Below are 12417 nucleotides of genomic sequence, written 5' to 3'. Positions count from 1 at the left end.
GGCCGAACGTGAGCGAGAAGAACGACGGTGCGAACCGCGATGCGACGAAACGATCGGCCCGGGAGCGACTCCAGGAGGAGCGCGAGCGGCAGAAGACCCGGGACAAGCGCCGGCGGGCCCTCCTGGTGGCCGGCGCGGTCGTCGGCGTGCTCGGCCTGGCCGCCGTCGTCGGCGTGATCGCGGCCAACACTGGCAAGGGCGACAAGTCCGCCAAGGCCGGTCCGGTGGCCGCGCCCTCCGGAGCCACCGGCAAGGACGCGCTCGCCATCCAGACCGGCAAGAACGAGGCCAAGTCCACCCTCACCGTGTGGGAGGACTTCCGCTGCCCCGCCTGCAAGGCCTTCGAGGACAACTACCGCACCACCGTCCACGACCTGGAGGCCAAGGGGCTGCTCAAGGTCGAGTACCACCTGGTCACCCTGATCGACGGGAACATGGGCGGCACCGGCTCGCTGAAGGGGGCGAACGCCGCCGCCTGCGCCCAGGACGCCGGCAGGTTCTCCGCGTACCACGACGTCCTCTTCCAGAACCAGCCGCCGGAGACCGACGACGCCTTCGGCAAGAACGCCAAGCTGCTGGAGCTGGCGGGCAAGGTCGACGGGCTGGACACCCCCGCCTTCCGCTCCTGCGTGGAGGACGGCACCCACAACAGCTGGGTGGGCAAGTCGCACGAGGCCTTCGCCGACGGGAAGTTCCGGGGCACCCCCACCGTGCTGCTCGACGGCAAGGACATCTTCTCCGACCAGGCGAACCCGCTGACCCCGCAGAAGCTCAAGGAGAAGGTCGAGGGAACCGGCGGCAAGACCGCCCCGTCACCGTCGGCGTCCCCCTCCGCGTCCGCCTCCGGGAACGGCGGTTCCAAGACCGGCACCAAGGGCTCCCCGGCGGTCGGCTCCCGTTCCGCACCGGGTTCCGCTTCGGGCTCCCGGGCGGGGACGGGGGCCGGCTCGGGAGGCTGAGCGGCGGCCGCGCCGTGTGTGGTTTTGGTTTCAGCTTGCCGGGCGGGTTGCGGTCCGTACCGCCCGGCAGGGTAGCGTCAGGTCTGCCATGGACCTTGCTTACATCCCCAGCCCGTCGACCGGCGTGATCCATCTTGGACCGATCCCGCTGCGCGGCTACGCGTTCTGCATCATCATCGGCGTCTTCGTCGCCGTCTGGCTCGGCAACAAGCGGTGGATCGCGCGCGGCGGAAAGCCGGGCACGGTCGCGGACATCGCCGTGTGGGCGGTGCCCTTCGGCCTGGTCGGCGGTCGCCTCTACCACGTGATCACCGACTACCAGCTCTACTTCGGCGAAGGCCGGGACTGGGTCGACGCCTTCAAGATCTGGGAGGGCGGCCTCGGCATCTGGGGCGCGATCGCGCTCGGCGCCGTCGGCGCCTGGATCGGCTGCCGGCTGCGCGGCATCCCGCTGCCCGCCTGGGCCGACGCGCTCGCCCCGGGCATCGCGATCGCCCAGGCCTTCGGACGCTGGGGCAACTGGTTCAACCAGGAGCTGTACGGCCGCGCGACCGACCTGCCGTGGGCGCTGAAGATCAGCGAGGGCCCGAACCGGGCCGCCGGCACCTATCACCCGACCTTCCTCTACGAGTCCCTGTGGTGCCTGGGCGTCGCCGCCCTGGTCATCTGGGCCGACCGGCGCTTCAAGCTGGGACACGGGCGGGCGTTCGCCCTGTACGTGGCGGCGTACTGCTCCGGGCGCGTGTGGATCGAGTACATGCGGGTCGACGAGGCGCACCACATCCTGGGCCTGCGGCTGAACGTGTGGACCGCGATCGTGGTCTTCGTGCTCGCGGTGGTGTACTTCGTGCTCTCGGCGAAGCTGCGGCCGGGCCGGGAGTCGGTCGTCGAGCCGGGTCCCTCCGGGGACGCGGGCTCCGCCGGCTCCGCCGACGCCCCCGCCGCCGACGCGGCCAAGGCCGATGCCGAGGCGGTCCCGGCGGACGCGAAGGCCGACGCGAAGGCCGACGCGAAGGCCGTCGGGGCCGAGCCCGAGGACGCCAAGGCCGACGCCGGCGCGAAGCCGACCAGTCTCACGAAGGCGGCGGAGGCCGACAAGAGCTGACCGGGTCGTACCGGAGGGGGCGCCGCGCGAGTCGCGGCGCCCCCTCCGTCGTACCCGGCCGGTGCCGTTGGGCGTGCCGCTGCGCGGGGCCGTCCCCTACCCGCCCTTCCACCGTTCCCCGGGGCTCCGCCCCGGACCCCCTGGGGGCTCCGCCCCCAGACCCTCCCCCAGCTACCGCTGGGAGGTGCCCGGGCGCGCAGCGCCCGTACGGGGTCAGGGGCAGCGCCCCTGGGAACGGTGGAAGGGCGGGGAGGGGCAGGCTCCGCGCAGCGGCACACCACCCGCACACGGCCCACCGGCCCCAGCCACCCGAACCGACCCCGCCCCACGCCCGACGGACGGAGTCCGGCGCAGCGGCGCGAAGCCGGTGAGGCCGCCCGCGGCCGAGCCGCGCGAGCGGCGCGTCAAGAAGGAGAGGGTGCGCGCCGGGACAAGGACAGGGTGCGGTGGGCGGCGGCCACCACGGCGGGGTCGACGAAGCGGCCGTCCGGGAGGGCCAGCGCACCCGGTGTGGCCCGGGCCGCGGTGACGATCTCCTCGGCGGCGGTGACCTCCTCCGGGCCGGGGAGGTAGGCCCGCTCGATCACCGGGAGCTGCCGCGGGTGGATCGCCGCACGGCCCAGGAAGCCGAGGGTCCGGCCCCGGGCGCAGGAGGCGGCCAGTGCCTCCAGGTTCCGGATGTCCGGGAAGACCGACTGGGCCGGCGGTGCCAGCCCGGCGGCCCGGGCGGCCACGACGACCCTGGAACGCGGCCAGTCCAGCCCGCCCTCCGCGCAGACGCCGAGGTCCGCGCAGAGGTCCGCCTCGCCCAGCGTCAGCCCCTGCAGGGAAGGGTGGGCGCGCGCGATCTCGTACGCCCTCTCCACCCCCAGCGCGGACTCCAGCAGCGCGTACAGCGCCACCCCTCCGGTGCGGTCCGCGACCCGGGTGATCTGTTCCGGCGCGTCGATCTTCGGCAGCCGCAGGCCCGCCAGCCCGTGCAGCCGGGCCAGCGCGGTGAGGTCGGCGCCCGACCAGGGGGAGCCGAGGGCGTTGACGCGGACGTGGACGGGGACCGGCGGGCGCTCGGTGAGCAGTTCGGCGGTGGCCGCGCGGGCGTACTCCTTGCGCGAGGCCGACACCGAGTCCTCCAGGTCGACGATGATGGCGTCGGCCCCGCTGCGCAGGGCCTTGGCCACCACCTCCGGGCGGTCCCCGGGTGCGTAGAGCCAGGTCAGGATCACAGGGCCCCCTCCAGGCGGAGAGCGGAGATCTCGGCCCCGGACAGGCCGAGCTCGGTCAGGACGGATTCGGTGTCCGCGCCGTGCGGGCGGCCGGCCCAGCGGATCCCGCCGGGGGTTCCGGACAGCCGGAAGAGGACGTTCTGCATGCGGAGCGGGCCGAGTTCGGGGTCCTCGACCTCGGTGACCGTGCCGAGGGCCGCGAACTGCGGATCGGCCATCACGTCCCGGACGTCGTAGACCAGGGCGACGGCGGCCTCGGCCTCCTCGAAGGCCGCGACCACCTCGTCGGCCTTGTGCCGGGCGATCCAGCCGCCGACCGCCTCGTCGAGGAGCTCCGTGTGCGCGGCCCGCCCGGCCCCGGTCGCGAACCAGGGCTCGGCGATCAGTTCGGGCCGGCCGACGAGGCGCAGCACGCGCTCCGCGATCGACTGGGCCGAGGCGGACACCGCCAGCCAGCGGCCGTCCGCGCTGCGGTAGGTGTTGCGGGGGGCGTTGTTGGCGGAGCGGTTGCCGGTGCGGGGCTGGACGTAGCCGAGCTGGTCGTACCAGAGCGGGTGCGGGCCCAGCACGGTCAGGATCGGCTCGATGATCGCCAGGTCGACCACCTGGCCCTGACCGGTGCGCTCCCGCCCGGCGAGCGCGGTCATCACCGCGTACGCACAGGTCAGCGCGGCAATGGAGTCCGCGAGGCCGAACGGCGGGAGGGTCGGCGGGCCGTCCGGCTCCCCGGTGATCGCGGCGAAGCCGCTCATCGCCTCGGCCAGGGTGCCGAAGCCGGGGCGGTGGGCGTACGGGCCCTGCTGGCCGAAGGCCGTGACCCGGGCCAGGACGAGGCGCGGGTTGGCGGCCGACAGCTCGGGCCAGCCCAGGCCCCACTTCTCCAGGGTGCCGGGTCGGAAGTTCTCGACGACCACGTCGGCGGTGGCGGCCAGCCGCAGCAGCGTGTCCCGGCCGCCCGGCGTGGACAGGTCGAGGGTCATCGTCCGCTTGTTCCGCCCGAGCAGCTTCCACCACAGCCCGACCCCGTCCTTGGCCGGCCCGTGCCCCCGGGAGGGGTCGGGCCGCCGGGGGTGCTCGACCTTGACCACCTCGGCGCCGAAGTCCCCGAGCAGGGTGGCGGCCAGCGGCCCGGCGAACAGGGTGGCCAGGTCGAGTACGCGCAGCCCCGCCAGGGGGCCGCCGGGGGAGCCGGCGGAGCGGGGGGCGCCGGCCGTCATGACGCCGCTCCTCCCGCCGCCCGCGTGACCTCGGCGCGGGTCGGCATCGAGTCCTGCGCCCCGGGCCGCTGGACGGACAGCGCGGCCGCCACCGAGGCCCAGGACAGCGCCTCGGGCATGGCGCGCCCCTCCCCGAGCGCCACCGCGAGCGCCCCGACGAACGTGTCCCCGGCGGCCGTGGTGTCCACCGCCCGCACCCGGGGGGCCGCCACCGTGAGCGGCTCGCGCCCCCGGGCCGCGTACAGGCAGCCGGCCGCGCCCAGGGTGACCACCACCTCGGGCACCTCCCGCAGCAGCGCCTCCGCGGCCCGGTGCGGGTCGGTGAGCCCGGTGAGGGCGGCGGCCTCGTGCTCGTTCGGGACCAGCAGGTCGGTGGCGGCGAGCAGTCCGGCGGGCAGCGGCTGTGCGGGGGCCGGGGTGAGGACCGTACGGACGCCGTGCGCGCGGGCCGCCTCCGCGCCGGCGAGGACGGCCTCCAGGGGGAGTTCCAGCTGGAGCAGCAGGCAGTCGGCGGCGCCGATCCGCGACGCGTCGCCCGCCTCCAGGCCGGTGACGCGGGCGTTGGCGCCGGGGATGACGATGATGCTGTTGCCGCCCTCGTCGTCGACGGTGATGTGCGCGGTGCCGCTCGCGCCCTCGACGGTGCGCAGCGCGGCGGTCTCGACCCCGGCGGAGGCCAGCCCGGCCCGCAGCCGTACGCCGAACTCGTCCGCCCCGACCGCGCCGATCATCACCACCTCCCCGCCGAGGCGGGCGGCGGCCACCGCCTGGTTGGCGCCCTTGCCGCCGGGGGCCGTGCGGAACTCCCGTCCGGTGACGGTCTCGCCGAGGCGGGGGGCCTTGGGCACGTAGGCGACGAGGTCCATGTTGGTACTGCCGAGCACGGCGATGGCCGTCATGAGCGGGTTGCCTCCTGGGTGGTGAGCCGGGCGGTGAGGTGGGCGAGGGTGTCGAAGCCGATGCCGTCGAAGCCGGCGACGGTGGTGGCGAGGCGGTTCTTCAGCGGCGCGGTCCAGCGCTCCGGGATCCGGTCGGGGGACCCGGCCAGGAGTCCGGCGACCGAGCCGGCGGTGGCGCCGTTGGAGTCGGTGTCCCAGCCGCCGGACACCGCGAGGCAGACGGAGCGGGTGAAGTCCCCGTCGGCGCGGGTGAGGGCGGCGGCGACGAGGGCGGCGTTGGGGACCGCGTGCACCCAGTGGTAGTGGCCGTAGCGGGCGTGCAGCCGGTCCACGACCCGGTCGAAGCACGGCTCCTCGCGGGCGGCGCGGATCCCGTGGCGGACGGCCTCGGCGAGGCGCGAGCCGGGCGGTACGACGGCCAGCCCGGCCCGCAGCGCGCCGTGCACGTCCGCCCGGCCGCCGGCGGCCTCGGCGATGGCGGCGGCGGCGAAGAGCGCGGCGTGGACCCCGCACGCCGTGTGGGTGAGGGTGGCGTCCCGCCAGGCCTGTTCGGCGGCGGCGGCCGGGTCGCCGGGGTTGGTCCAGCCGTGGACGTCGGCGCGGATGAGGGCGCCGATCCACTCGCGGAAGGGGTTGTGGTGGGTGGCGGTGTGCGGGGGCTCCAGCCCCTGGAGGAGGTTGCGGTAGGCGACGCGCTCGGCGGTGAAGGTCCGGCCGGCGGGGAGCTCGTCGAGCCAGAGCCGGGCCAGGTCGGCGGTGGTGAAGCCCTTGCCGTGCCGCTGGAGCAGGAGCAGGCCGAGGAGGGGGTGGTCGAGGTCGTCGTCCTCGGGGGTGCCGTCGATGTTCTCGGCGAGGGAGGTGGCTGCGGAGCGGCGGTTCCACGGGTACGCGGCCAGCAGTTCGGCGGGGACGCCGCGTGCGGTGAACCAGTCGTCCAGCGGCCAGTTCCCGGCGGCGCGGGCGAGGGCGCGGATGCCGTCCAGGGGGAGTTTCTCGACGGGTTTGCCGAGTACGCAGCCGACGGCCCGCCCGGCCCAGGCGGCCTCCAGCCTGCGGCGCAGCCCGGGTTCCGGCGGGCGCGCGGCCGGGGGCGGGGACGCGGGCCAGGTGGCCCGGATGGCCGGCCAGTCGGTGGGCTCGGCGCCCGCCGTGGGGACGGGGAGCTCCGCGAGGCCGTCCAGCAGGCGGGTGGCGAGCGCGCGCAGGTCCGGCGCGGCGGGGGCGGGGGAGGCCCCGGCCCGGGCGGGGGCGGGGCGGCCGCCCGCCGCGAGCCATGCGGCGAGGGCCGGGCCGGGGTCGCGGCCGTCCTCCGCCGCCTGGCGCAGCTCGTGGCCGAGCAGGTCCTCGGGCTGGACCCAGGTGAGGCGTACGGGGGCCGGGGCGGCGGTGGCCGGGCCTCCGGCGCAGGAGCCGGTCACCGCGGTGAGGCGATGGCGTCGAAGGCGGCCTCGTGGGCCCGTCGGCGGGACCGGTCCCGGTCGAAGACCTCCCGGGCCACGGCGGCCAGTGCCGCCGCCGGGGCGTGCAGGTCGAGCCGGCTGGCCTCGGCGACCTGCTTGGCCCAGGCGGGCGGTACGGCGGACTCCCCGCCGAGGGCGCCGGCCACCGCCCCGGCCATGGTGGCGATGGAGTCGCAGTCGCGGCCGTAGTTGACGGCTCCGAGCACGGAGGCCTCGTACCGGCCGTCCGCGACCAGCAGCATGCCGAGGGCGACGGGGAGTTCCTCGATGGAGTGCAGGCGCGAGGGGCGACGGGCGCCGAGGGAGGGCGCGCGGTAGTCCGGCCCGACCGAGTCGTACGGGGCCACGGCCGCCCGCAGTGGTGCGAGCGCCGACTCGAAGTCCCGGTGCCGCAGCGCGACTTCGCGTACCGCGGAGATGGCGTCGCGGGTGCCGTCCTTGGCCAGGGCGAGCGCGGTGTCCACCACCGTCGCGGCCGTCGCGCCCGGGGCGCAGGCCGCCGCGACCGCCGCGGCGAACACGCCCGCCGCCTCCCGCCCGTACGAGGACTGGTGCGCGCCCGCGACGTCCAGCGCCTCGGCGTAGGCGGCGGCCGGGTTGCCCGCGTTGACCAGGCCGACCGGCGCCATGTACATCGCCGCGCCGCAGTTGACGATGTTGCCGGTGCCGGCCTCGCGGGGGTCCGCGTGCGCGTAGTGCAGCCGGGTCACGATCCACTTCTCGGCGAGGAAGATCCGCTGGAGGGGCAGGGCCTCGGCCTCCAGCTCGGGGATCCACCGGGGGGTGCCCATCAGGTCCGGCACGAGGTGCTCGGCGACCGCGTAGGCGTCCAGGTGGTCGCGTACGGCCGTGTAGACGCGTACCAGCGCGTGCGTCATGAGGGTGTCGTCGGTGACGTGGCCGTCGCCCTTGTGGTACGGCGCGATGGGCCGGGCGGTGCGCCAGTCCTCGTACCAGGGGCCGACGATGCCGTGGACACGGCCGCCGTGCCGTTCGGCGATCTGCTCGGGGGACCAGCCCTCCACCGGCCCGCCGAGGGCGTCGCCCACGGCGGCGCCGACGAGAGCGCCCGAGAACCGGTCCTCCAGTGTGAGGGTCATGCCCGAATCATCCCTTCGGAGAGGTGAGTTCCGTACGTGAGAGCAGCGCGGCGAGTTCCACGAGGTCGGTTCCGGCCAGTCGGGGCAGGGCGCAGCCGGAGAGGGTGCGGCAGGCCTCGCGCCAGGCGGGGGGGAGGGAGTCGCCGCCGCCGAGGGCGCCGGTGAGGGCGCCCGCGAGGGCGGGGGCGGAGTCGGCGACGCGGGAGAGGCAGGCGGCGGCCGGGACGGCCTCGCAGGTCTTGCCGCGGGCGGCGGTGGCGAGGGCGAGGGCGACGGGGACGGTCTCGGCGGCGGCGATGCCGTAGCTGTAGACGTGGTCGACGATCTGGTGTTCCAGGAGGGGGACGAGGGCGAAGGCGCCGCCGGTCTCCGCGCGGGCGAGTTTGACGGCGTGCCGGGCGTTGCGGCCGATCTCGGTGGGAGCGGGCAGTTGCGCGAGCGCGGCGTCGACGGCGGTGTCGGTGTCCGCGCCGGCGAGGGCGGCGGCGACGGCGGCGGCCATGGCGCGGGCGCCGTGGACGCCGTCGCCGTCCTGGGTGTAGCGGGCATCGAACTCGGCGAGGTCCGCGGCCGCCTCCGGGTCGCCGGGGTGTACGACGGCGAGTACGCAGGCGCGGACGCAGGCGGCGTCGTCGAAGTAGTGCGGGTTGTCGTGGCCGGTGGCGGGCGGGCGCAGGCCGGCGGCGAGGTTGCCGAGGCCGGCGCGTACGGAGATCCGGGCGCGCATCGGCAGGACGGCGGACTCGACCTCGGGGGCCCGTTCCGCGGCGGCGGCGACCTCGCTGGCCAGGGCGTTCCAGGCGAGGTCGATGGCGGCGCGCATGCGGCGGGACCGGGAGAGGTCGCTGAGCAGCACCCCGGCGGCGGTGAGTACGGACTCGGCGGCGAAGGCGGCCCATTCGGCGTCGTCGGAGGGGCCGAGGCGCAGCGGTTCGGGCGGCTGGTTGAGGGCGATGGGGACGGGGAGGGTGGTGGTGGCGTTCTGCTCGGCGAAGGTGTCGAGCTCGCGGGTGAGGCGGCGGGTCCACTCGGGCATCCGGCTGGCCCGGTGCCTCGCTGCGGGCCACCCGGCGGCGTCGCCCGCGGCGAGGCCGAGGAGCAGCCCCTCGATCCGCCGGGCCGCCTCCGGCGGGGTGGCGGGGGTGGCACGCGGTTCCGTGCCGGGTGCCTCCGGCGGTCGGGCGGGGGTACGGCGCCCCGTGCCGGGTGTCTCCGGTGGTGGGGCGGGGGTACGGCGCCCCGTGCCGGATGCCTCCGGCGGGGTGGCGGGGGTGATGCGCGGTTCCGTGCCGGGTGCCTCCGGCGGTCGGGCGGGGGTGCGGGGCTCCGTGCGCGGGGGCCGGCCGGGGGCGGAGATTCCCCCCGCCCCGCCCCTTCCCGGTGCGCCGGCCGGGGCCGCTCCGCCGCGTGACGGGGGCAGGCCCCCGGCCCCCGGGCCCGGGCCCTCGGTGGGAGCGGGCGGGGCGGGAGTGGTGCCGGGCCCGGCCGGCGGGCCGGTGAGGACGAGTACGGCCGCCGGGGGCCGGGACTCCGGGCCCGCGGCCCGGGCGGGACCCGCCGCCCACAGGGCCGTGCCCCGGGCGGGCGGGGTCGTCGTGGCGTCCGGCAGGGCGGCCGCCACCGGCTCGGTCCCGCCGATCGGGGGGAGGTCCCCGGCCCCCGGGCCCGTGCCCCGGGCGGGGGCGGCCGGCGCGGCCGGGGGGGCTGCCACCGGGCCCTGCCCGCCGACGGGGGGCAGGGCCTCGGCCCCCGGACCGGTGCCCCGGGCGGGGACGGCCGGGGGGGCCGCCACCGGCCCTTGCCCGGCCACGGGGGGCAGGGCCTTGGGCCCCGGGGCCGTGCCTCGGGCGGGGGCGGCCGGTGTGGCCGGGGGGACTGCCACCGGCCCTTGCCCGGCGACGGGGGGCAGGGCCTCGGGTTCCGGGGCCCTGCCCCGGGCGGGCGGGGTGGTGGCCCCGGCTGTCGGGTCCGGGGCGTCGGCCGGCGGCCCCGTGGCGGCGCCCGCGTCCGTTCCGGACGCGGTGACGGTCCCGCTCGGCGGTGCTGCGGGCAAGCCGGCCGGGGCCGGGGGGTCGGTGAGGGCCGTGTCCGGGGTCATCGGGCGGGCTCGGTTTCCGGGGTGAGCAGGTCCGCGATGTCCAGGACGTGGTAACCGCGCATCGAGGGCAGGCAGCTGCCCCGGACCGGGCCGATGGCCGAGGCCCAGGCGGCGGGGATGGCGGCGGCGCCCGACAGGGCGCCGGCCAGGGCGCCCGCCACCGCCGCGGTGGTGTCGGCGTCCCGGCCCATGTTCACCGCGGTGAGGACCGAGGCCGGGAAGTCGCCCGCGCAGGCGGCGAAGGCGCCGAAGGCCAGGCCCACCGCCTCCGGGGCCAGGTCCGTCCACGGGTAGCCGCCGATGACCACCGCCGAGCGCACCGCCCGCTCCCCGCGCGGGGCCGCGGTCACCGCCCGGCGCAGCGAGCGGGCCGTCCAGGAGTCGGACGGGATGACGGACAGGGCCGCCGAGACCACCGAGGCGGGGGAGCCGCCGGCCATGGCGGCGGCGACCCCGGCGGCGACGGCCTGGCCGCCGTAGATGCCCTCCCCGTCGTGGCTGACCGTGCCGTCGATCGCGACCAGCCGGGCCGCCTCGGCCGGGCGGCCCGCGGCGAACACCCCGAAGGGGGCCGCCCGCATCGCCAGGCCGTCCGACCAGGCGTGCCGGTGCTGTGCCGAGATCGGCGCCGCCAGTCCCCGGCGGAGGTTCTCCAGGGTGCCGCGCTCCGAGAAGCCGGCGCCCCGGAAGGGGCCCTCGTCCAGGTCGGCGATCCAGTGGTGCCAGGCCCGTTCGACGTGCGCGACGGTCAGGGCGGAGCCGTGCCGGGCCAGCAGCAGGCCCGAGAAGATCGCGTACTCGGTGTCGTCCGTGCCCGCCGGGTCGTCCGAGACGAAGCCCTCGATCCGGCCCCATTTCGCGCGGATCTCCGACGGCTTCATGTTCTCCGCGGGGGCGCCCAGCGCGTCACCCACCGCGAGGCCGAGAAGTGCGCCCCTGGCCCGTTCCAGGAGGACCTGCGGATTGCATGCAATCAGCTCCATGGCGCGCCTCTCCACTTCGTGGGGGACTCATCATGAGCCCTTGGGGGATTTGTGCCACGGCATGAGGTTTGTCGGTCGCCGCGAAACGCCCCCCGCCCGTCCCCGTCACCCGGTCGCCGACCCGTGAAACCCCAGGTAAGTACGGCCTTCCTTGCTGGCGGGAGCCGGAAATCGTCCGTAGTTTCGAGGTGTTCAGGGGGAGTGCCCCGCGCCGGGCACAGCTGCGCGTCGCTTTCGCGTACCCGCTCGTACCCATTCGTACAAAAGGGGAGATACGCCGTGTCCATCATCGACATCGAAGCGCCGCTGCACACCGCCCACCGCGACAACCACACCCACCGCGATGTCAACGGCGGATGGCTGCGGCCGGCCGTCTTCGGCGCCATGGACGGGCTCGTCTCCAACCTCGCCCTGATGACCGGTGTGGCCGGCGGCGCGGTGGCCCCCGCGACGATCGTGATCACGGGCCTCGCCGGTCTCGCGGCCGGCGCGTTCTCGATGGCGGCCGGCGAGTACACCTCCGTCGCCTCGCAGCGCGAGCTGGTCCTCGCCGAGCTGGACGTGGAGCGCCAGCAGCTGCGCAAGCACCCCGTCGACGAGATGGAGGAGCTCGCCGAGCTCTACGTCTCGCGCGGCGTCGAGCCCGCCCTCGCCCGCGAGGTCGCGATGCAGCTCTCGCGCGACCCGGACCAGGCGCTGGAGATCCACGCCCGCGAGGAGCTCGGGATCGACCCCGACGACCTGCCCTCGCCGCTGGTCGCCGCCGTGTCGTCCTTCGGTTCCTTCGCGCTGGGCGCGCTGCTCCCCGTACTGCCCTACCTGCTCGGGGCGACCGCCCTGTGGCCGGCCGTGCTGCTGGCGCTCGTCGGGCTCTTCGCCTGCGGTGCGGTGGTCTCGCGGGTCACGGCCCGGTCGTGGTGGTACAGCGGTATGCGCCAGCTCGTCCTGGGTGGCGCCGCCGCGGGTGTGACGTACATCCTGGGAACCTGGATCGGCGGCGCCATAGGCTAAAGGCCGCGGGAGTGCGACACTATGCAGCACGCAACATAAGTAGTCCGTTACCCGGTGGTTTCGATTCCGTGACCGCTGGGCATCAGACCAGGGCGCCGGGCAATGATGCCCGTCTCGCGCCGGGACCTTCACCCCGTGTTGTGCCCAGCAGACCTCGTCGGAAGCAGCGTCTGCGACCCGAGAATCCCTTGAAGGTCCCTTCTTTCTGCCTCGCGCAGTGTCCGCATGCTGGAATGTGATATCCGGTTCTCGGAATTGCCGTCATCATGTAACCTGCACGAACTTTCGCAGAGGGCCAACGTCGTCCCTCGGCCAGCACATTGCCACGACGACGACGGGAGAGCCGATGCGTTCCGCATCCA

At 76.1% G+C, this 12417-nt stretch carries 10 protein-coding genes; 3 read left to right on the top strand and 7 right to left on the bottom strand.

Annotation, left to right across the window (positions count from 1 at the left end; all coding sequences use genetic code 11):
- The first annotated feature begins 8 nt into the window (after positions 1-8).
- Positions 9-959, top strand: coding sequence for a DsbA family protein (locus tag ACZ518_RS13535; protein ID WP_469113192.1), 951 nt, complete (start codon positions 9-11; stop codon positions 957-959).
- Positions 960-1047: 88 nt separating this feature from the next.
- Positions 1048-2064, top strand: a complete 1017-nt coding sequence (lgt, locus tag ACZ518_RS13530; RefSeq protein ID WP_469113191.1) for a prolipoprotein diacylglyceryl transferase — start codon at positions 1048-1050, stop codon at positions 2062-2064.
- A gap of 404 nt (positions 2065-2468) precedes the next feature.
- On the opposite strand, the gene ACZ518_RS13525 is transcribed toward lgt, so the two are convergent.
- The 7 genes from ACZ518_RS13525 to ACZ518_RS13495 all read right to left on the bottom strand — a co-directional run bounded on the left by ACZ518_RS13525 (position 2469) and on the right by ACZ518_RS13495 (position 11044).
- The gene (locus tag ACZ518_RS13525; protein WP_469113190.1) at positions 2469-3287 is read right to left on the bottom strand and encodes an HpcH/HpaI aldolase/citrate lyase family protein; all 819 of its coding nucleotides are present in this window, start codon (positions 3285-3287) and stop codon (positions 2469-2471) included.
- Complete coding sequence (locus tag ACZ518_RS13520; RefSeq protein ID WP_469113189.1) at positions 3284-4504, bottom strand: CaiB/BaiF CoA transferase family protein; 1221 nt, start codon at positions 4502-4504, stop codon at positions 3284-3286. The genes ACZ518_RS13525 and ACZ518_RS13520 overlap by 4 nt, the downstream gene beginning before the upstream one ends.
- Entirely contained in the window at positions 4501-5403 is a 903-nt protein-coding gene (gene rbsK / locus ACZ518_RS13515; protein ID WP_469113188.1) for a ribokinase, read from the bottom strand. The genes ACZ518_RS13520 and rbsK overlap by 4 nt, the downstream gene beginning before the upstream one ends.
- Positions 5400-6821, bottom strand: a complete 1422-nt coding sequence (locus tag ACZ518_RS13510; RefSeq protein ID WP_469113187.1) for an ADP-ribosylglycohydrolase family protein — start codon at positions 6819-6821, stop codon at positions 5400-5402. The genes rbsK and ACZ518_RS13510 overlap by 4 nt, the downstream gene beginning before the upstream one ends.
- The gene (locus tag ACZ518_RS13505; protein ID WP_469113186.1) at positions 6818-7963 is read right to left on the bottom strand and encodes an ADP-ribosylglycohydrolase family protein; all 1146 of its coding nucleotides are present in this window, start codon (positions 7961-7963) and stop codon (positions 6818-6820) included. The genes ACZ518_RS13510 and ACZ518_RS13505 overlap by 4 nt, the downstream gene beginning before the upstream one ends.
- A gap of 7 nt (positions 7964-7970) precedes the next feature.
- The gene (locus ACZ518_RS13500; RefSeq protein WP_469113474.1) at positions 7971-9239 is read right to left on the bottom strand and encodes an ADP-ribosylglycohydrolase family protein; all 1269 of its coding nucleotides are present in this window, start codon (positions 9237-9239) and stop codon (positions 7971-7973) included.
- An 818-nt stretch (positions 9240-10057) separates the two neighbouring features.
- On the bottom strand, positions 10058-11044 hold the full coding sequence (locus ACZ518_RS13495) for an ADP-ribosylglycohydrolase family protein (protein ID WP_427712521.1): 987 nt from the start codon (positions 11042-11044) through the stop codon (positions 10058-10060).
- 279 nt (positions 11045-11323) lie between these two features.
- Here ACZ518_RS13495 and ACZ518_RS13490 point away from each other — a divergent pair, with 279 nt between their 5' ends.
- Positions 11324-12055, top strand: a complete 732-nt coding sequence (locus ACZ518_RS13490; protein WP_007263553.1) for a VIT1/CCC1 transporter family protein — start codon at positions 11324-11326, stop codon at positions 12053-12055.
- Positions 12056-12417: the final 362 nt, after the last annotated feature.

The sequence above is a fragment of the Streptomyces sp. NPDC033966 genome (assembly GCF_055575955.1).
The sequence above is the reverse complement of the archived record's forward strand: the minus strand, read 5'-3'. Positions and strand labels throughout refer to the sequence as shown.

What these genes read in the sequence shown, in the direction of transcription:
- lgt (WP_469113191.1), top strand. Translation starts at nt 1,048, where the DNA reads ATGGACCTTGCTTACATCCCCAGCCCGTCGACCGGCGTGATCCATCTT.
- ACZ518_RS13520 (WP_469113189.1), bottom strand. Translation starts at nt 4,504, where the DNA reads ATGACGGCCGGCGCCCCCCGCTCCGCCGGCTCCCCCGGCGGCCCCCTG.
- rbsK (WP_469113188.1), bottom strand. Translation starts at nt 5,403, where the DNA reads ATGACGGCCATCGCCGTGCTCGGCAGTACCAACATGGACCTCGTCGCC.
- ACZ518_RS13505 (WP_469113186.1), bottom strand. Translation starts at nt 7,963, where the DNA reads ATGACCCTCACACTGGAGGACCGGTTCTCGGGCGCTCTCGTCGGCGCC.
- ACZ518_RS13495 (WP_427712521.1), bottom strand. Translation starts at nt 11,044, where the DNA reads ATGGAGCTGATTGCATGCAATCCGCAGGTCCTCCTGGAACGGGCCAGG.